We start from the raw sequence: 20,373 nt of genomic DNA on the forward strand, positions 1-20,373 counted from the left end.
TAAGAAAAAGGCGACTCAAAGTAAGTCGCCTTTTTTGTGCCTTATTCCGGCTTCGGTTTCAGCGGGAAGCGGCGACGCACCAGCACAAAGAACAGCGGTACGAAGTAAATCGCCAGGATGGTGGCGGAGATCATCCCGCCCATGACGCCTGTCCCGACGGCATGCTGGCTCCCGGAACCCGCCCCGTTGCTAATCGCCATCGGCAGCACCCCGAAAATAAAGGCCAGAGAGGTCATCAGAATTGGGCGTAAACGCTGGCGGCAGGCATGCAGCGTGGCATCCAGCAGATCGTGGCCTTTCTCGTTCATCTCATTGGCGAATTCGACAATCAGGATCGCGTTTTTCGCGGAAAGGCCGATCACCGTTAGCAACCCGACCTGGAAGTAAACGTCATTTTCCAGTCCGCGCATCCAGGTGGCGAGCAGCGCGCCAATGACGCCCAGCGGCACCACCAGCATAACCGAGAACGGCACCGACCAGCTTTCATACAGCGCGGCCAGACACAGGAAAACGACCAGCAGCGAAATGGCGTACAGCGCAGGCGCCTGCGCGCCAGAGAGGCGTTCCTGATAAGACATCGCTGTCCATTCAAGCCCAAACCCCGTTGGCAACTGGCGAACCAGCGACTCCATTACATCCATTGCCGTACCGGTACTGACGCCAGGCGCCGCTTCGCCGACAATCTCGACCGCCGAGTAGCCGTTATAGCGCTCCAGACGCGGAGAGCCCGTTTCCCAGCGTGACGTCGCAAAGGCGGAGAAAGGCACCATGCCGCCGTCTTTATTACGCACATACCAGAGATTGATATCGTCCGGCAGCATGCGGTATTTCGCCGCCGCCTGTACATAGACCTTCTTCACGCGGCCCCGGTCCATAAAGTCATTGACGTAACTGGAGCCCCATGCGGTTTGCAGCGTGTCGTTGATGTCGTCGATAGAGACGCCCAGCGCCTGGGCTTTGCGCTGATCGATATCAATTTGCAACTGCGGACTGTCGTCCAGACCATTGTGACGCACGCGGGTCAGCGCACTGTCCTGCGCCGCCAGCTCAATCAACCGATCGCGTGCGGCCATTAAGGCATCGTGACCGGCGCCCGCGTGGTCCTGAAGTTCCATATCAAACCCTGCGGAACTGCCCAGACCGCTGATTGCCGGTGGACTGCTGGCGTAAACGCGCGCTTCTTTAATCTTGTTAAAGGCTTTCGTGGCGCGTTCAATAATGGCAAACGAGGTGCCGGTCGTGGCGTTGCGTTCGTCCCAGTCTTTTAAGCGGACAAACATGCGCGCCACGTTTTGACCGTTCCCGCCAGGCCCCGATCCCACCGTCGAGAAGACGGACATGACGTTGTCTTTCTCCTGGGTGAAGTAATATTTTTCAACTTCTTGCACCACTTTTAAGGTCTGCTGCTGCGTGGAGCCGCTTGGCAACTGTACCGAGGTAATAAACATCCCACGGTCTTCCTGCGGCAAGAAGGAGGTCGGCAGACGCAGGAACAGCACCACCATCGCGCCGAGCAACAGAACGTAGATCAGTATCCAGCGCAGGCTGCGATGCAGGATCTTCGCAACGCCTTTCTCGTAGCGTTCAGCGTTGCGGTTGAACGTCCGGTTAAACCAGCCGAAGAAGCCTTTCTGTCCGTGATGCTCGCCTTTGTGCAGGGGTTTTAGCAACGTGGCGCACAGGGCGGGCGTCAGGATCATCGCCACCAGCACGGAGAGCACCATCGCGGCGACAATCGTGATGGAGAACTGGCGATAGATAGCCCCGGTCGTACCGCCAAAGAAAGCCATCGGCACAAATACGGCTGACAGCACCATCGCGATACCGACCAGCGCCCCTTGTATCTGCCCCATCGATTTTCTGGTGGCTTCGCGCGGCGAAAGACCTTCCTCGCTCATGATGCGCTCGACGTTTTCCACCACCACGATGGCGTCATCGACCAGCAGGCCGATCGCCAGCACCATCGCGAACATCGTCAGCGTGTTAATGCTGTAGTCGAAGGCATACAGGACGGAGAACGTCCCCATCAATACCACCGGTACGGCGATAGTGGGGATCAGCGTGGCGCGGAAGTTTTGCAGGAACAGGTACATCACCAGGAACACCAGCGCGATGGCTTCCAGCAGGGTTTTCACCACATCGATAATCGAGGCTTTGACGAAGGAGGTGGTTTCATACGCCACCTTATACTCCAGACCGTGCGGGAAGTATTCGGCCAGCTCGTCCAGGCGGTTAAGCACCAGTTTGGCGGTTTCCATTTCGTTGGCGCCAGAGGCCAGTTTTACCCCCAGACCGGAGGCCGGATTACCGTTGAAGCGGCTGAGATAATCATATTTTTCAGCGCCCATTTCGACGGTCGCCACATCGCCCAGCTTGACCTCTGAACCGTCCTGGTTTACGCGCAGCGTGATATCACGAAACTGCTCGGGCGTTTGCAGCAGCGACTGGGCGTTGATTGTCGCATTGAGCGCCTGCCTGTCGACCGAAGGCGTGCCGCCAAGCTGCCCGACGGCAATTTGCGCGTTCTGTGATTCGATGGCATCCGTGACATCTTTCGCGGTCATCTGGTAGCTGTTGAGTTTGGCCGGGTCCAGCCATATACGCATCGAATATTGCGAACCGTAGGCATCGATATCCCCCACGCCGTTTACGCGGCTGAGCGGGTCCTGGATATTACTGGCGACATAGTCGGCGATGTCCTGTTTATCCATTGAGCCGTCGGTGGAGACAAACGCAATGGTCAGGATGTTGGTGTCCCCGGTTTTACGGACCGTGACGCCCTGGTTCTGTACCGCCTGCGGCAATTTACGCATTGCCGATTGCAGCTGGTTTTGTACCTGCTGGACGGCTTCATCGGGGTCGGTTCCGGCCACAAAACTGAGCGTCACCGTTGCCTGGCCCGTCCCGCTGCTTTGCGACGACATATACATCAGATTATCGAGGCCGGTCATATTCTGTTCGATAACCTGAGTGACGGTATTCTCCAGCGTCTGCGCGGATGCCCCCGGATAATTCGCGGTAATGCGGACGTTTGGCGGCGCCAGGTCGGGATATTGCTCTACGGGCAAAGAGAGAATGGCCAGGGTTCCCGTCAGACACAACAGGATTGCCAGCACCCAGGCAAAAATGGGGCGATCGATAAAGAAATTCGCCATTAAAGGAGGACCTCGTGTTTCTGCGTATAATTATTGGGTATGACCTGCTTCACTGTAGCGGCAAGGTACGTGTCAAACGTGGAGAAAAAAAGAAGATAATGTAAATTATCATGCACGTTTACAGCATACATTTTGTGCCAGTGCCGCCCTGTCTGTATTCCCGCCGTGCGGTGCTTTGCCGTTCTTTACGCTAATTGACCCTCTTCATCTTCCGATGAGCGAAAACTGATGCTGACCAGCGTCCCGCCCCCTGACGGTTGCGAGAAATTCAGCGTGCCGCTAAGTCTTTCCGCACGCTCGCGCATAATGTTCAGACCGTAGTGCCCCGTTGGTTCGTTCGGTTCGCCAATACCGACGCCGTTATCCCGAATATAGACCGTATGGTTGCCATCAGGGGCGGTGACGCAGCTAACGGCGATCTCCGTGGCGCTGGCGTGTTTAATCGCATTCAGCACCGCCTCGCGAACGATTTGTAACAGGTGCACCTGCATTTGCGCATCCAGCGCCAGCGTCGGTAAACGGCAATCCAGCGTCAGTTTCGCAGAGGTCTGGCTTTGCAGGGTATCCAGCATTTCATGCAGCGCAGAAGGTAAGTCGGCCTGCTGTAACGTCAGGCGGAAGGTGGTCAGCAGCTCGCGCAGTTGACGATAAGCGTCGTTCAGCGCCCGGGAGAAATCCGCCATGATGCTTTGCGCGGGGAGATTATCTTCTGGAATTGAGCGCTTCAGCAGCGTCAACTGAATGCGCAAATAGGAGAGCACCTGCGCCAGTGAGTCATGCAGCTCGCGGGCGATAGTCGCGCGCTCTTCCATCAGCAGCAGTTGCTGGAAATGTTTTTGCGCCTGATTAAAGTACAAACCGCGCCCCAGCATGGTCGATACGCTGTGTAGCAGCGGGGTGGAGGCGCTGACGTTGGGGCTTTGCCAGTGCAGTTCGCCGTAGACCGTTTCCTGCATCGTGACTGGCAGAATCTGCATGGGCAAATCAGCGCTTTCCGCTCCTTCGCTGATCCGCCAGTTATCGCCCACGGTTAATTCCAGATAGTACGCGGCGTCATGTTCGCGGACGATCTGTAAAATATGGCGGAAACAGTGAACGTCGATTTGGCTGGTATTGAGCGCCTGTGAGCACTGGTACAGCACTTCCAGACGGCGGTTGGCTTCGTGCAGATCGTGGGTTTTTTCTTCTACCGAAGCTTCGAGAGAGCGGTACAGCTTATGCAACTCGCTCGACATCTGGCTAAACGTTTTGGCCAGCAGCCCCAGCTCATTCGGCAAGTGGGTATTCAGCGGCGGGATGTCGAACTGACCATGTTCAATGTGCTGGCTGGCGGCGACCAGTTGGTTAAGCGGCTGGACTACCTGCTGGCGAATGCGCCGCAGGGTGAAAAAGACCAGCGTGAAGATCCCGATGCCGCCCGCCAGCGATATGCCGACCACCAGCATCACCTTGCGCTCGGCATAGTGTTGCAGCGCCAGAACGAAGAGATCGATCTGATCGACATAGTTATTGATATTGGCGCGATACCACTTTATATCCGCATCCACCAGTCTCGTGTTCATCTCCAGCCAGTTCGCATGCAGTTGCCCGTAACGGCTTTTAACCGTCTGCGGGACGTACCAGGCGTTCAGGTTACTTAACGCGGGAGAGTTGAGCGCTTGCTGAAAAAGCTGACGGTGCGCGTTCAATTGCGAACTGCCGCTTTGTAGATCGTAACCCAGTCGGTAGCTCTGCATACGCAGTGAACCGGCCACGTTAATGGCCTCGGCATCCCGCAAACTGCTCGCCAGCGTCAGCAGGGCGATACCGGTTGAGAGAATCGACAGCAGCACAATGTAAAAAAAGGCCCGGGCCAGGCTGGCCGAGACAGGGCGTTTGACGACCACGCGCGTAATCCCCGAAAAATATGCTCACAGTGAACGGATAAATATTGGCAAGTGTAACTGAAACGCAATTTCACCAGCGATGAAATAAATTGATCTGCCACAGGTTCTGGATAAATAGTTGTGCGTCCTGGGCAAATGAACATTGCCGACCCCTTCGGCGTCGGTTAATAACATTCATATAAAGAATAAGGTTTTTGCCACCAAAACAGAAGGACGCCATGAATCGTTTTATTATGGCCAATAGCCAACAGTGCCTGGGATGCCATGCCTGTGAGGTCGCTTGCGTAATGGCCCACAATGATGAGCAACACGTACTGCACCAGCGGCATTTTCAGCCCCGAATTACGGTGATCAAACATCAGCATCAGCGCAGCGCGGTAACCTGCCACCACTGCGAGGATGCGCCTTGCGCCCGGAGTTGCCCAAATGGCGCAATCCGTCATGTCAAAGACAGCGTTCAGGTCAACCAGCAAAAATGTATCGGCTGTAAATCCTGTGTGGTTGCCTGTCCCTTCGGCACAATGCAGATAATCCTTACGCCAACAGGTCAGGATCAGGTCAAAGCCACGGCGCACAAATGCGATTTGTGTCTGGATCGCGAAGGCGGCCCGGCCTGTGTTGAAAATTGCCCGGCAGATGCGTTGCAGCTGGTAACGGAAGCGTCGCTGACCCGGCTGTCGAAAGCGCGGCGTCTGCGCACTGCGCGTCAGGAAAATCAGCCCTGGCATGCCTGTGCGACGGGAGTCACTCCTGGTGCGCTCAGTAAAGTTGAACAGATGCGGGCGACGCCCCCACGCGGCGAGCCGGATAAGCTGGCGATTGACGCGCGAAAAACCAGCTTTGATGAAATTTACCTGCCGTTTCGTACCGCGCAGGCTGAACGCGAAGCGGCCCGTTGCCTGAAGTGCGGTGAACACAGTATCTGCGAGTGGACGTGCCCGCTGCACAACCATATTCCGCAGTGGATTGAGCTGGTAAAAGCGGGAAACATTGACGATGCGGTGGCGTTGTCGCACCAGACTAACTGCCTGCCGGAAATTACCGGGCGCGTATGCCCGCAGGACAGGCTGTGTGAAGGCGCCTGTACGGTGCGCGATGAGTATGGCGCGGTGACGATCGGCAATATTGAACGCTACATTTCCGACCGGGCGCTGGACAAAGGCTGGCGGCCAGACCTGAGCGGCGTGCAGCAGCAGGATAAACGCGTGGCGATTATTGGCGCGGGCCCGGCCGGGCTGGCCTGCGCAGATGTGCTGGCGCGTCATGGCGTGAGCACGACCGTGTTCGATCGCCACCCTGAAATTGGCGGCCTGCTGACCTTTGGCATTCCCTCTTTTAAGCTGGATAAATCACTGCTGGCGCGCCGTCGCGAAATCTTCAGCGCGATGGGAATTCATTTTGAACTGAACTGCGAAGTCGGCAAAGACGTCAGGCTGGCGTCGCTGCTGGATGAGTACGATGCGGTTTTTGTCGGCGTCGGCACATACCGTTCCATGAAGGCCGACCTGCCAAACGAAGATGCGCCGGGCGTATATGATGCGCTGCCGTTCCTGATTGCCAACACGAAACAGGTTATGGGGCTGGATGAATTGCCTGACGAACCTTTTATCGACACCGCCGGGCTTAATGTTGTGGTGCTGGGCGGCGGCGATACCGCGATGGACTGCGTGCGTACCGCGCTGCGTCATGGCGCAAGCCAGGTGACCTGCGCATATCGTCGCGACGAGGCGAATATGCCGGGGTCGAAAAAAGAGGTAAAAAACGCGCGGGAAGAGGGGGCGAACTTTGAATTTAACGTACAGCCGGTTGAGCTGGTGCTGAATGCCGACGGTTGCGTCAGCGGCGTGCGTTTTTTACGTACTCAGCTTGGCGAACCCGATGCGCAGGGGCGTCGCCGCCCGATGCCCATCGCGGGCAGCGAGTTTGTCATGCCCGCTGATGCGGTAATTATGGCGTTTGGTTTTCATCCGCATGGTATGCCGTGGCTGGAGGCGCACGGTGTGAAAGTGGACGACTGGGGGCGCATTGCGGCAAATGTCGAAAGCGCGTTCCGTTACCAGACCAGTAATCCTAAAATCTTCGCGGGCGGTGACGCCGTGCGCGGCGCCGATCTGGTGGTGACGGCGATGGCGGAAGGGCGTCACGCCGCGCAGGGGATTATTCAGTGGCTGGGGATCATGCAAACCGGATAAGTCTCCATTCGGCGCGAGCAGCATGATAGCGCGCAGACAAAACCGGCCTTGCGGCGTAAGATTACCTGTCTTCTTACGCTGTGGAGCCGGTATGTCGCAAAAAATTACTCTCATCAAAGACAAAATTCTCTCTGATAACTACTTTATCCTGCGCAATATTACCTACGATCTGACCCGTAAAAATGGCGATGTGATTCGCCATAAGCGCGAGGTTTACGATCGCGGCAATGGCGCAACGATCCTGCTGTATAACCGCGAAAAACAAACCGTGGTGCTCATCCGCCAGTTTCGCGTTGCCACCTGGGTGAACGGCAATGAAAGCGGCCAGTTGATAGAAACCTGCGCCGGGCTGCTGGATAACGACGAGCCGGAAGCGTGCATTCGCAAAGAAGCGATTGAAGAGACCGGCTATGAAGTGGGTGAGGTGCGTAAACTGTTTGAGTTATACATGTCGCCTGGCGGCGTGACGGAACTGATTCACTTCTTCATTGCAGAATACAGCGACAGTCAGCGGGCAAACGCAGGCGGCGGTGTGGAAGATGAAGATATTGAGGTACTGGAACTGCCATTAACACAGGCGCTGGCGATGATCAAAACCGGTGAGATACGAGACGGTAAGACCGTGTTATTGCTCAATTATTTGCATTCTTCCTCGCTAATGGATTGATAAATAAGGTTTATATTTCTTTACATAATGATGCCGCTATCCGACAAATCTGATTGAGCCACAGGAGTCGCGCAAGGAAGATACCGCCTAAAGCCGTTTCGTTTTTCTTCTGGGGTTGTACCGTCCATGCGCAATCGCGTTATTTTCGTTTTCCTGCTCGGCCTGCTGCCGACGTCGCTGACGTGGGCGGCGCCAGCGCAGCAGACTTTTTCTGACTGGCAGGTCACCTGTAACAATCAGAATTTTTGCGTGGCGCGTAATACCGGCGAACATCGCGGGCTGGTGATGACCTTAAGCCGCAGCGCCGGGGCGCATACCGATGCGGTACTTCGCATTGATTTGGGGGGGCTGACCTCGCCCGGTGCGAAAGAGGCGGAGATTGCGCCGCGTCTGCTGCTGGATGAAAAACCGCTGCCGCTAAATGCCGGGCAATGGCGCATTACGCCCTGGCATCTGATGACGGACGACACCGCCACCATTGCTGCGTTTTTACAGACCATTCAGGAAGCCCAGGCGATTACCCTGAAAAAGGGAAAACAGACGATTTCTCTGGTGGGGCTTAAAGCTGCGCTGTTGTTTATCGACGCACAGCAAAAACGCGTTGGCAGCGAAACGGCGTGGATTGATAAAGGGAATGATCCACCGCTCAGCGTGCCGCCCGCGCCAGCGCTGAAAGGCGTGGCTATCGTCAACCCAACGCCGACGCCGCTCTCTTATGATGAACGCAACGATCTGCTGGATTACGGTAACTGGCGGATGAACGGTATTCACTGCTCGCTTGACCCGATGCGCCGGGAAGTGCGCGTCGCGGCCCTGACCGATGACAAAGCCCTGCTGATGACCGGTTGCGAAGCCGGAGCCTATAATACGGTCGATCTCGCGTGGATTGTCTCACGCAAAAAACCATTCGCCTCCCGCGCCGTACGGTTGCGTTTGCCCTTTAACTCCGGGGCTGAAAGCAATGATATGGAGCTGATGAACGCGGTTTTTGACGAGAAATCCCGGGAATTAATCACGCTGGCAAAAGGGCGTGGGTTGGCCGATTGCGGTATCCAGACGCGCTGGCGTTTTGACGGCCAGCGTTTTCGTTTGGTGCGTTATGCCGAAGAGCCAAGCTGCGATAACTGGCATGGGCCAGATGCCTGGCCCACGTTGTGGATCACACGTTAGGGGCGCCCGGTGGCGCTAACGCTTACCGGGCCTACGGCCCATTTTGTAGGCCGGATAAGACGCATCGCGTCGCCATCCGGCTTCCGACCCACTCATCCATTTTCACGCTTTAAGCACCTTATGCGCTTTTTCGACGATATTCTCGACCGTAAAGCCGAAATAAGGGAACAGTTTTTCGGCCGGGGCCGATTCGCCATATCCCGTCATCCCGACAATCGCGCCTTTCAGCCCGACATATTTGTACCAGTAGTCGGCAATGCCCGCCTCAATCGCCACGCGAGCGGCAACGTTCGACGGCAGCACGGATTCGCGATACGCCTCATCCTGAGCATCAAAAATATCCGTCGAAGGCAGGGACACCACCCGGACGTTATGGCCTTCTCCGGTCAGCTTTTCCGCCGCCAGTAGGGTGATTTCCATTTCAGACCCGGTGGCAATCAGGATCACATCCGGCTTACCGCCGCTGTCTTTCAGCACATAACCACCACGGGCGATCTCCTTCACCTGCTCCGGGGTACGCTCCACCTGCGCCAGATTCTGCCTTGAGAGAATCAGCGCCGTCGGGCCGGTATGGCGCTCAACCGCCAGCTTCCAGCCGACTGCCGCCTCAACCTGATCGCACGGACGCCAGGTGCTGAAATTTGGCGTCAGACGCAGGCTGGCCAGTTGCTCCACGGCCTGGTGCGTCGGCCCATCTTCACCCAGCCCGATAGAGTCGTGGGTATAAACCATGATCTGCCGGGCTTTCATCAACGCCGCCATTCGCGCCGCGTTACGGGCGTATTCCACAAACATCAGGAAGGTCGCGGTGTAAGGCACGAATCCGCCGTGGTGGGCAATGCCGTTGGCAATAGCCGTCATACCAAATTCGCGCACGCCGTAGTGAATGTAATTCCCGGCCGGATCTTCTTTCAGCGACGTCGAACCTTTCCAGATAGTCAGGTTACTGGGCGCGAGATCCGCCGAGCCGCCGAGCAGTTCCGGCAGTATTGGGCCGTAGGCGTTCAGCGTATTTTGCGATGCCTTGCGGGTGGCGATTTTGGCCGGGTTGGCCTGCAATTCAGCAATGTATTTTCGCGTCGTGGTTTCCCAGGACTCTGGCAACTCGCCGCGCATTCGTCGGGTAAACGTTCTTGCCAGATCGGGATACGCTTTCTGATACGCCGCGAACTTCTCCTGCCATGCCTGCTGCGCTTTTTCACCTTTTTCACGCGCATCCCAGGCTCGGTAAATCTCTTTCGGGATCTCAAAAGCAGGGTGATGCCAGCCCAGTTTCTGGCGGGTCAGTGCCACCTCTTCTTCTCCCAGCGCCGCGCCGTGAGACTCTTCTTTCCCGGCTTTATTCGGTGAGCCGAAGCCGATTACCGTCCGGCAAATAATCAACGACGGTTTGTCTTTCACACTCTGCGCTTCAAGAATCGCTTTCTTCACGGCTTCGGGATCGTGCCCGTCGATCTCATGCACTACATGCCAGTGATACGCTTCGAACCGTTTGGCGGTATCGTCGGTAAACCAGCCTTCGGTTTCGCCATCAATTGAGATGCCGTTGTGATCGTAGAAGCCGATTAGCTTGCCCAGCCCCAGCGTACCCGCCAGCGAGCAGACTTCGTGCGAAATCCCCTCCATCAGGCAGCCATCGCCCATAAAGACATACGTGTAGTGATCGACGATGTCATGATCGGGCTGATTAAACTGCGCGGCCAGCGTGCGTTCGGCAATCGCCAGACCGACGGCATTCGCCAGTCCCTGACCCAATGGCCCGGTGGTGGTTTCAACGCCTGGCGTATAGCCGATTTCCGGGTGCCCCGGCGTTTTTGAATGGAGCTGACGGAAGTTTTTCAGCTCCTCGATTGGCAGATCGTAGCCGGTCAGGTGCAGCAGGCTGTAGAGCAGCATTGACGCGTGGCCGTTGGAAAGAATAAAGCGATCGCGGTCATACCAGGTGGGGTCGGTCGGGTTGTGGCGGATAAAATCATTCCACAGCACTTCAGCAATATCCGCCATGCCCATCGGCGCGCCGGGATGACCGGAATTGGCTTTTTGTACGGCATCCATACTGAGCGCACGAATGGCATTGGCAAGGTCTTTTCGGGACATAAATCACTCCGTGGCAAGGTTTACAGTTTGGCGGCGAGCAGGTCTTCCAGTTTGCGTTGGTCAACGGCGAACAGGCGGATACCTTCCGACAGTTTCTCAACGGCCATCGCGTCCTGATTATGTTCCCAGCGGAATTCCGCTTCGGTCATCGGGGTCGGGCGATGGAACGTCTGCGATGACGGCACCAGTTTGCGGATCACCAGCTCTTCTTTTTCTTGTAGCGCTTTCAGTAGGTTGGGAGAAATGGTCAGGCGGTCGCAGCCTGTCAGCGCCAGGATTTGCTCGGTGCGACGGAAACTGGCTCCCATGACGATGGTTTCGTAGCGGTGGCGTTTGAAGTAGTCATAGATATTACGTACCGATTTCACCCCCGGATCTTCTTCCACGACGTAGGGGTCCATCGGGCTGTGCGCCTGATACCAGTCATAGATACGCCCGACAAACGGCGAAACCAGAAAAACGCCTGCTTCCGCGCAGGCGCGCGCCTGTGCAAAAGAGAACAGCAGCGTCAGGTTACAGTTGATGCCTTCTTTCTCCAGCTCTTCCGCCGCCCGTATCCCTTCCCAGGTTGACGCGAGCTTAATTAAAATGCGCGATTTTTCCACGCCCTGCTGCTGGTAGAGGTCAACCAGGTGGCGGGCCTTCTGCATACTTTTTTCTTTATCGAAGGATAAGCGCGCGTCCACTTCCGTAGAGACCCGTCCGGGGACGATTTTCAGAATTTCCGCACCGAAATTGACGGCCAGTTTATCGCTGGCCTCGGCGACCTGCTGCTCCTGGGTTTTACCGCGTTTCTTGCCCCAGGCGATCGCGTCATCAATCAAATGGCTGTATTGCGCAAGGCCAGCCGCTTTTAGCAGCAGCGAGGGATTGGTGGTGGCGTCCTGAGGCTGATAATGGCGAATGGATTCGATATCGCCGCTGTCTGCCACGACAGTGGTGAATTGTTTGATGCCGTCTAACTGGTTCATAGGAAATACTCCTTGAAAAGTAAAGCGTTAGGTGAGTGCGTTGATTCACACTTCTGAGAAATTCATGCAGTACACAACAAAAAAGCATAGCAGACAGGCATGGTAATGCGGGTTTAAGCGGGTAACATGGATGCTATAAATTGATAACAAATTCTTTCTTTGAGTAGTGAGAGTATGGCTACCTTCAAAGTTTATGCCGCGCAGGGAGGTGATAATGTGCGGCGCACCAGAGGTTACCCGCGCCACTTTTTTGATCGATACGTGAAAGGAACAACAAGATGGATGACCAATTAAAACAAAGCGCCCTCGATTTCCACGAATTTCCCGTTCCAGGTAAAATCCAGGTTTCCCCGACCAAGCCCCTTGCCACACAGCGCGATCTGGCGCTGGCCTATTCGCCAGGCGTAGCGGCGCCGTGTCTTGAAATTGAAAAAGACCCGCTGGCGGCTTACAAATACACCGCTCGCGGCAATCTGGTCGCGGTGGTCTCTAACGGAACGGCGGTGCTCGGCCTGGGCAACATCGGCGCGCTGGCCGGTAAACCGGTAATGGAAGGTAAGGGCGTTCTGTTTAAGAAATTCGCGGGCATCGACGTGTTTGATATTGAAGTCGATGAACATAACCCGGATAAATTCATTGATGTCGTTGCCGCGCTGGAGCCGACGTTCGGCGGGATTAACCTCGAAGATATTAAAGCGCCTGAATGTTTCTATATCGAGCAGAAACTGCGTGAGCGCATGAATATTCCGGTATTCCATGATGACCAGCACGGAACGGCGATTATCAGCACCGCCGCTATTCTTAACGGCCTGCGCGTGGTGGAAAAAAATATCTCTGACGTGCGGATGGTGGTTTCCGGGGCAGGGGCGGCGGCAATCGCCTGTATGAACCTGCTGGTGGCGTTGGGGATGCAGAAACACAATATCGTGGTCTGTGACTCGAAAGGCGTTATCTATAAAGATCGCGAACCCAACATGGTGGAGACCAAAGCGGCCTATGCGGTGGTGGATGACGGCAAACGCACGCTGGATGATGTGATCGACGGGGCAGACATTTTCCTGGGCTGTTCCGGCCCGAAAGTGCTGACCCAGGAGATGGTGAAAAAAATGGCGCGTGCGCCGATGATCCTGGCGCTGGCGAACCCGGAGCCGGAAATTCTGCCGCCGCTGGCGAAAGAGGTGCGTTCAGACGCCATCATTTGTACCGGACGTTCCGACTATCCGAACCAGGTCAACAACGTGCTCTGCTTCCCGTTCATCTTCCGTGGCGCGCTGGATGTCGGCGCAACCGCGATCAACGAAGAGATGAAACTGGCGGCGGTACACGCCATTGCCGAGCTGGCGCACGCCGAACAAAGCGAAGTGGTCGCTTCCGCCTATGGCGATCAGGACTTGAGCTTCGGCCCGGAATACATCATTCCAAAACCGTTCGACCCGCGCCTGATTGTGAAGATTGCGCCTGCCGTGGCGAAAGCGGCGATGGACTCCGGCGTGGCGACTCGGCCGATTGCTGATTTCGATGCCTACATCGATAAGCTGACCGAATTTGTCTACAAAACCAACCTGTTCATGAAGCCAATCTTCTCTCTGGCCCGTAAAGCGCCGAAGCGCGTGGTGCTGGCGGAAGGGGAAGAGGCGCGTGTCCTGCATGCGACGCAGGAGCTGATTACGTTAGGTCTGGCGAAACCGATCCTGATTGGTCGCCCGAGCGTGATCGAAATGCGTATTCAGAAGCTGGGGCTACAGATCAAATCGGGTGTGGATTTTGAGATCGTCAACAATGAATCCGATCCGCGCTTCAAAGAGTACTGGGGTGAATACTATAAGATCATGAAACGCCGTGGCGTGACGCAGGAACAGGCGCAGCGGGCGGTGATCAGCAATACCACGGTGATTGGCGCGATCATGGTTCTGCGCGGTGAAGCGGATGCGATGATCTGCGGCACCATCGGCGAATACCACGAACACTTCAGCGTGGTGCAGGAACTGTTTGGCTACCGTGAGGGCGTCCACGCGGCGGGGGCGATGAACGCCTTGCTGTTGCCGAGCGGCAACACCTTTATCGCCGACACCTATGTCAATGACGATCCGACGCCGGAGCAACTGGCGGAAATTACGTTAATGGCTGCGGAAACGGTGCGCCGCTTTGGTATTGAGCCGAAGGTGGCGCTGTTGTCGCACTCCAACTTTGGTTCGTCTAAGTCGGTCGCTGCTTGCAAAATGCGTCAGACGCTGGAGTTAGTACGCGAACGCGCGCCTGAGCTGATGATCGACGGCGAAATGCACGGTGATGCCGCGCTGGTCGAAAGCATTCGCAACGACAGAATGCCGGACAGCCCGCTGAAAGGGGCGGCGAATATTTTAATTATGCCTAACGTGGAGGCCGCGCGTATTAGTTACAACTTACTGCGTGTCTCCAGCTCGGAAGGCGTGACGGTAGGGCCGGTATTGATGGGCGTTGCCAAACCGGTGCATGTATTAACGCCGATCGCTTCTGTTCGCCGTATCGTTAATATGGTGGCGCTGGCGGTGGTCGAAGCGCAAACGCAGCCACTGTAATTTCACTTTAATTCATTCCGGCGCGGGGTTCCCCGCGCTTTTTTATTTCCTCCTTTCTTAGTGATCTACTTCACCTTTTAAATCTGCTTGCCGAATTTTGTTATTTACTCTGACAAAAAATTGCCACGATGAGGTCAGTTTCAGCGGAGGCGGTGAGCAATGGATAAAGAACGCATTATTCAGGAATTTGTGCCGGGGAAACAGGTCACGCTGGCGCATCTGATTGCCCACCCGGGTGAAGAACTGGCGAAAAAGATCGGCGTTCCCGAAGCGGGCGCCATCGGCATCATGACGCTAACGCCAGGGGAAACGGCGATGATCGCGGGCGATTTAGCCATGAAAGCTGCCGATGTTCATATCGGTTTTCTCGATAGATTCAGCGGCGCGCTGGTGATTTATGGCTCCGTTGGCGCCGTCGAAGAAGCCTTATTGCAAACGGTCAACGGGCTGGGACGCTTATTAAATTTCACGTTGTGCGAATTAACAAAAAGTTAATTGGGGGGCGGCAATGAAACGTATTGCGTTTGTCGGCACCGTTGGCGCGGGGAAAACAACGCTTTTTAACGCCTTGCAGGGAAATTATTCCCTCGCCCGAAAAACACAAGCCGTGGAATTTAATGACAACGGCGATATCGATACGCCGGGAGAATATTTTAGCCATCCTCGCTGGTATCACGCCTTAATTACCACGCTACAGGATGTGGATACGCTGATTTATGTACATGCGGCAAATGACCGCGAAAGTCGCTTACCCGCCGGGTTATTGGATATTGGCGCCAGTAAACGACACATCGCCGTCATCAGCAAAACGGACATGCCGGATGCCGACGTCGCCGCCGCGCGACAGCTACTGAGCGGGTTGGGATTTCAGGAGCCGATTTTCGAGCTCAACAGCCATGACCCGCAAAGTGTGCAGCACCTGGTGGATTATCTGGCAGCACTCACCGAACAGGAGGAAGGCGCAGGTGAAGAAACTCATCACAGCTAACGATATTCGTGCGGCTCACGCACGCGGCGAACAGGAAATGTCGGTTGTTCTGCGCGCCAGCATCATTACCCCGGAAGCCCGCGAAGTTGCGGAACTGCTGGACTTCACGATCGTGGAATGCGACGAATCGGCACCGGCTGTCGCGCCGGTGGAAGACGCGAAAACCGAAAGTCAGCGCATTCGTGAAACCATCATCGCGCAGCTGCCGGAAGGGCAGTTTACCGAAAGCCTGGTCGCGCAACTGATGGACAAAGTGATGAAGGAAAAACAGTCGCTGGAGCAGGCTGACATGCAGCCGGGCTTTAAGTCGGTCACTGGCAAGGGCGGCGTAAAAGTGATCGACGGCAGCAGCGTGAAGTTTGGTCGTTTCGACGGCGCGCAGCCCCACTGCGTCGGCTTAACGGATTTGGTTACCGACAAGGACGGCAGCAGCATGGCAGCCGGGTTCATGCAGTGGGATAACGCGTTTTTCCCGTGGACGCTGAACTACGACGAGATCGATATGGTACTGGAGGGCGAACTGCATGTGCGTCATGAAGGCGAAACCATGATCGCGAAAGCCGGGGACGTGATGTTTATCCCGAAAGGCTCCAGCATTGAGTTTGGCACACCGTCGACCGTGCGCTTCTTATACGTTGCCTGGCCTGCGAACTGGCAGTCCTGCTAAGGCGGATGTATGAAGGATTTCATTACCGAAGCATGGCTCAGAGCGAATCATACGCTCAGCGAAGGAGCGGAGATCCATCTTCCCGCTGACGCTCGCCTGACGCCATCTGCCCGGGAATTGCTGGAAAGCCGCCATTTGCGCATCAAGTTTCTGGATGAGCAAGGCCGTCTTTTCGTCGATGACGATGAGCAGCAATTACAGCCGGTGCACGGTTTGACCAGCAGCGATACGCACCCTAAGGCGTGCTGCGAACTGTGTCGCCAACCGGTGGCGAAAAAGCCCGATACGCTGACCCACCTGACCGCCGACAAAATGGTTGCGAAAAGCGATCCGCGCCTGGGATTTCGCGCCGCGCTGGACAGCACCATCGCGCTGGTGGTGTGGCTGCAAATTGAGTTGCCGGAGCAGTGGCAGCCCTGGCTTGCCGACATTCGTTCCCGCCTGGGCAACATCATGCGTGCCGATGCGATGGATGAACCGCTGGCCGCGCAGGCCATTGTGGGGCTAAACGAAGACGAATTGCATCGTCTGTCCCATCAGCCGCTGCGCTATCTCGATCACGATCATCTGGTGCCGGAAGCCAGCCACGGCCGCGATGCCGCGCTGCTGAATTTGCTGCGTACCAAAGTGCGTGAGACGGAAGTCGTGGCCGCTCAGGTCTTTATCACCCGCAATTTTGACGTGCTGCGCCCGGATCTTCTACAGGCGTTGAACCGCCTCTCCAGTACGGTCTACGTGATGATGATTTTGTGCGTGACGAAGCATCCGCTCACCGTCAGCCAGATTCAACAGCGACTGGGAGGGGAGCAATGATCATTGAACGTTGCCGCGAACAGGCCTTACGCGCGCCCGCCAGGGTGGTCTTCCCGGATGCGCTGGATGTCCGTGTCCTGAAGGCGGCGCACTATCTGCAACGGCATGGTCTGGCGCGACCGGTTCTTGTCACCAGCCCGTTTGCGCTACGCCAGTTTGCGCTCACTCACCGTATCGCGATGGATGGCATTCAGGTGATTGACCCACAGAGCAATCTGTCTATGCGCGAGGTGTTCGCCGGGCGCTGGCTGGCGCGGGCGGGAGAGAAAACACCGCCGGATGCGCTGGAAAAACTGAACGACCCGCTGATGTTCGCCGCCGCGATGGTGAGCGCAGGTCATGCCGATGTGTGCATTGCCGGCAACCTCTCTTCGACAGCGAACGTGCTGCGGGCAGGGCTACGCCTGATCGGTTTGCAGCCGGGCTGTAAAACGCTGTCGTCGATCTTCCTGATGCTGCCGCAGTACACCGGGCAGGCGCTGGGATTCGCCGATTGCAGCGTGGTGCCGCAACCCACGGCGGCGCAACTGGCGGATATCGCCATCGCCAGCGCGCAGACCTGGCGAACCATTACCGGAGAGGAGCCTCGGGTCGCCATGCTGTCGTTCTCCAGTCATGGCAGCGCGCGTCACCCCAATGTCGCCAATGTGCAGCAGGCGACAGAGATCGTTCGCGAGCGCGCGCCGGATTTGATTGTTGACGGCGAGTTGCAGTTCGACGCCGCTTTTGTCCCGGACGTCGCCGCGCAAAAAGCGCCTGCCAGTCCGTTACAGGGCAAAGCCAATGTGATGGTCTTTCCGTCACTGGAAGCGGGCAACATTGGCTACAAAATCGCCCAGCGTCTGGGAGGATATCGCGCCGTTGGGCCGCTGATTCAGGGGCTTGCCGCACCGCTTCACGATCTCTCCCGAGGCTGTAGCGTACAGGAAATTATCGAACTGGCGTTGGTGGCAGCAGTGCCGCGCCAGACTGACGTGAGTCGTGAACACGACTCGCAAACACTGGTTGTATAAAGGTCCCGTCTGGACCCCCTTACCGAAGAGGAAAACACAATGGAAGCATTAGGAATGATTGAAACCCGGGGCCTGGTTGCATTGATTGAGGCCTCTGATGCGATGGTTAAAGCAGCACGCGTGAAACTGGTTGGCGTGAAGCAGATTGGCGGCGGTCTGGTCACCGCGATGGTGCGTGGCGATGTGGCAGCGTGCAAAGCCGCTACTGATGCCGGCGCCGCAGCGGCGCAGCGCATTGGCGAACTGGTTTCCGTACACGTCATTCCGCGCCCGCACGGCGATCTGGAAGAGGTGTTCCCGATCAGCTTCAAAGGTGACAGCAATATCTAAGCTGGATGGCTACGTCTGATCGTGTAGGCCGGAGAAGACGCAAACGCGTCGCCATCCGGCAATGAGATGGCATCGATGCCGGATGGCGCCTCGCTTATCCGGCCTACAGTTTCGGCACGCAACACACAACACATGGAGGCGGGTATGAAGCTGGCAGTCGTCACAGGACAAATTGTTTGTACGGTGCGCCATGAAGGACTCGCGCATGACAAATTGCTGATGGTGAAAATGATTGATGCCGAAGGGAATCCCGACGGGCAGTGCGCCGTTGCAATCGACAGCATTGGGGCGGGAACCGGGGAGTGGGTGCTGCTGGTTAGCGGCAGTTCTGCCCGCCAGGCGCATCGGAGCGAATCCTCACCTGTCGATCTGTGCGTGATTGGTATTGTCGATGAAGTGGTGGCTGGCGGGAAAGTCGTTTTCCATAAATAGGACTGAACATCATGAATCAACAGGATATTGAACAGGTGGTAAAAGCGGTATTGCTGAAAATGAAAGACAGCAGTCAACCTGCCGCCGCCGTTCATGAAATGGGCGTCTTTGCCTCCCTGGATGACGCCGTTGCCGCAGCGAAAGTGGCTCAGCAGGGGCTGAAGAGCGTGGCCATGCGCCAGCTCGCTATTCATGCGATACGTGAGGCGGGTGAAAAGCACGCCAGAGAACTGGCGGAACTTGCCGTGTCAGAAACCGGCATGGGACGCGTCGAAGATAAATTAGCGAAAAACGTGGCGCAGGCGCGCGGTACGCCGGGCGTGGAATGCCTCTCGCCGCAGGTACTGACCGGCGATAACGGTCTGACCTTAATTGAAAATGCGCCGTGGGGGGTTGTGGCGTCGGTTACGCCGTCCACCAATCCGGCGGCAACCGTGATTAACAACGCCATCAGCCTGATTGCCGCAGGCAACAGCGTGGTCTTTGCGCCGCATCCGGCGGCGAAAAAGGTTTCTCAGCGCGCCATTACGCTGCTTAACCAGGCGGTTGTTGCCGCAGGCGGCCCGGCTAACCTGCTGGTGACCGTTGCGAACCCGGATATCGAAACCGCCCAGCGCCTCTTTAAATATCCCGGTATCGGTCTGCTGGTGGTGACCGGCGGCGAAGCGGTCGTTGAAGCTGCCCGTAAACACACCAACAAACGTCTGATTGCCGCAGGCGCCGGGAACCCGCCGGTGGTGGTGGATGAAACCGCTGACCTGGCGCGTGCCGCGCAGTCCATCGTCAAAGGCGCATCCTTCGATAACAACATCATTTGCGCCGACGAGAAGGTGCTGATTGTTGTCGATAGCGTTGCCGATGAACTGATGCACCTGATGGAAGGGCAGCATGCGGTGAAACTCACCGCCGCACAGGCCGAACAGCTTCAGCCGGTATTGCTGAAAAATATCGACGAGCGTGGCAAAGGAACGGTCAGCCGCGACTGGGTTGGGCGTGATGCCGCCAAAATCGCCGCCGCGATTGGGCTGACGGTGCCGGAGCAAACGCGCTTGCTGTTTGTGGAAACGCCTGCCACGCACCCGTTCGCGGTCACGGAACTGATGATGCCGGTACTGCCGGTGGTGCGGGTCGCCAACGTAGAAGAGGCCATTGAACTGGCGGTCACGCTGGAAGGCGGTTGCCACCATACGGCGGCGATGCACTCGCGCAACATCGACAACATGAACCGGATGGCAAACGCCATTGATACCAGCATCTTCGTCAAGAACGGGCCGTGTATCGCCGGGCTTGGTCTGGGCGGCGAAGGCTGGACCACCATGACCATTACTACGCCAACCGGGGAAGGGGTGACCAGCGCGCGCACCTTCGTGCGTCTGCGTCGCTGCGTGTTGGTAGATGCGTTTCGCATCGTCTGATACCGGCCCCGCAGACTGT

Annotated in this window: 16 protein-coding genes; 12 read left to right on the top strand and 4 right to left on the bottom strand. The window is 56.7% G+C overall.

The window, feature by feature from the left end; all coding sequences use genetic code 11:
- Positions 1 to 41: 41 nt before the first annotated feature.
- Both acrD and narQ read right to left on the bottom strand, forming a co-directional pair.
- Positions 42 to 3,155: a multidrug efflux RND transporter permease AcrD gene (gene acrD / locus OGY62_RS15685; protein ID WP_012131312.1), complete on the bottom strand. Its 3,114-nt coding sequence runs from the start codon at positions 3,153 to 3,155 to the stop codon at positions 42 to 44.
- 185 nt (positions 3,156 to 3,340) lie between these two features.
- Positions 3,341 to 5,041, bottom strand: coding sequence for a nitrate/nitrite two-component system sensor histidine kinase NarQ (gene narQ, locus OGY62_RS15690; RefSeq protein WP_012131314.1), 1,701 nt, complete (start codon positions 5,039 to 5,041; stop codon positions 3,341 to 3,343).
- Positions 5,042 to 5,259: 218 nt separating this feature from the next.
- Here narQ and aegA point away from each other — a divergent pair, with 218 nt between their 5' ends.
- From aegA to OGY62_RS15705, 3 genes are all read left to right on the top strand, one after another.
- Positions 5,260 to 7,233, top strand: coding sequence for a formate-dependent uric acid utilization protein AegA (gene aegA / locus OGY62_RS15695; protein WP_286460270.1), 1,974 nt, complete (start codon positions 5,260 to 5,262; stop codon positions 7,231 to 7,233).
- Positions 7,234 to 7,324: 91 nt separating this feature from the next.
- A complete protein-coding gene (gene nudK, locus OGY62_RS15700; RefSeq protein ID WP_286460271.1) occupies positions 7,325 to 7,900 on the top strand; it encodes a GDP-mannose pyrophosphatase NudK in 576 nt (191 codons plus the stop codon).
- A 126-nt stretch (positions 7,901 to 8,026) separates the two neighbouring features.
- Positions 8,027 to 9,070: a DUF1176 domain-containing protein gene (locus OGY62_RS15705; RefSeq protein WP_049009708.1), complete on the top strand. Its 1,044-nt coding sequence runs from the start codon at positions 8,027 to 8,029 to the stop codon at positions 9,068 to 9,070.
- A gap of 102 nt (positions 9,071 to 9,172) precedes the next feature.
- Here OGY62_RS15705 and tkt read toward each other — a convergent pair whose 3' ends face one another.
- A complete protein-coding gene (gene tkt, locus OGY62_RS15710; RefSeq protein ID WP_286460272.1) occupies positions 9,173 to 11,167 on the bottom strand; it encodes a transketolase in 1,995 nt (664 codons plus the stop codon).
- Between the two features lie 20 nt (positions 11,168 to 11,187).
- On the bottom strand, positions 11,188 to 12,138 hold the full coding sequence (tal, locus tag OGY62_RS15715) for a transaldolase (RefSeq protein ID WP_047462108.1): 951 nt from the start codon (positions 12,136 to 12,138) through the stop codon (positions 11,188 to 11,190).
- A 278-nt stretch (positions 12,139 to 12,416) separates the two neighbouring features.
- Between tal and maeB the strand changes: the two genes are divergently transcribed.
- From maeB to OGY62_RS15760, 9 genes are all read left to right on the top strand, one after another.
- Complete coding sequence (gene maeB, locus OGY62_RS15720) at positions 12,417 to 14,696, top strand: NADP-dependent oxaloacetate-decarboxylating malate dehydrogenase (protein WP_012131325.1); 2,280 nt, start codon at positions 12,417 to 12,419, stop codon at positions 14,694 to 14,696.
- 159 nt (positions 14,697 to 14,855) lie between these two features.
- Complete coding sequence (gene eutS, locus OGY62_RS15725) at positions 14,856 to 15,191, top strand: ethanolamine utilization microcompartment protein EutS (protein ID WP_047462111.1); 336 nt, start codon at positions 14,856 to 14,858, stop codon at positions 15,189 to 15,191.
- Positions 15,192 to 15,204: 13 nt separating this feature from the next.
- Positions 15,205 to 15,684 (top strand): ethanolamine utilization acetate kinase EutP, encoded by a 480-nt coding sequence (gene eutP, locus OGY62_RS15730; protein WP_012131327.1) that lies wholly within the window; start codon positions 15,205 to 15,207, stop codon positions 15,682 to 15,684.
- Entirely contained in the window at positions 15,662 to 16,351 is a 690-nt protein-coding gene (gene eutQ / locus OGY62_RS15735; RefSeq protein WP_012131328.1) for an ethanolamine utilization acetate kinase EutQ, read from the top strand. The genes eutP and eutQ overlap by 23 nt, the downstream gene beginning before the upstream one ends.
- A gap of 9 nt (positions 16,352 to 16,360) precedes the next feature.
- Positions 16,361 to 17,164, top strand: coding sequence for an ethanolamine utilization cob(I)yrinic acid a,c-diamide adenosyltransferase EutT (gene eutT / locus OGY62_RS15740; protein WP_012131329.1), 804 nt, complete (start codon positions 16,361 to 16,363; stop codon positions 17,162 to 17,164).
- Positions 17,161 to 18,177, top strand: coding sequence for a phosphate acetyltransferase (pta, locus tag OGY62_RS15745; RefSeq protein ID WP_012131330.1), 1,017 nt, complete (start codon positions 17,161 to 17,163; stop codon positions 18,175 to 18,177). The genes eutT and pta overlap by 4 nt, the downstream gene beginning before the upstream one ends.
- 39 nt (positions 18,178 to 18,216) lie before the next feature.
- The gene (eutM, locus tag OGY62_RS15750) at positions 18,217 to 18,507 is read left to right on the top strand and encodes an ethanolamine utilization microcompartment protein EutM (protein WP_000387720.1); all 291 of its coding nucleotides are present in this window, start codon (positions 18,217 to 18,219) and stop codon (positions 18,505 to 18,507) included.
- Positions 18,508 to 18,651: 144 nt separating this feature from the next.
- Positions 18,652 to 18,939: an ethanolamine utilization microcompartment protein EutN gene (gene eutN / locus OGY62_RS15755; protein ID WP_024130131.1), complete on the top strand. Its 288-nt coding sequence runs from the start codon at positions 18,652 to 18,654 to the stop codon at positions 18,937 to 18,939.
- An 11-nt stretch (positions 18,940 to 18,950) separates the two neighbouring features.
- The gene (locus OGY62_RS15760) at positions 18,951 to 20,354 is read left to right on the top strand and encodes an aldehyde dehydrogenase family protein (RefSeq protein ID WP_115608979.1); all 1,404 of its coding nucleotides are present in this window, start codon (positions 18,951 to 18,953) and stop codon (positions 20,352 to 20,354) included.
- Positions 20,355 to 20,373: the final 19 nt, after the last annotated feature.

This window comes from Citrobacter sp. CK198 (assembly GCF_030333295.1).
Lineage (GTDB): Bacteria > Pseudomonadota > Gammaproteobacteria > Enterobacterales > Enterobacteriaceae > Citrobacter_B > Citrobacter_B koseri.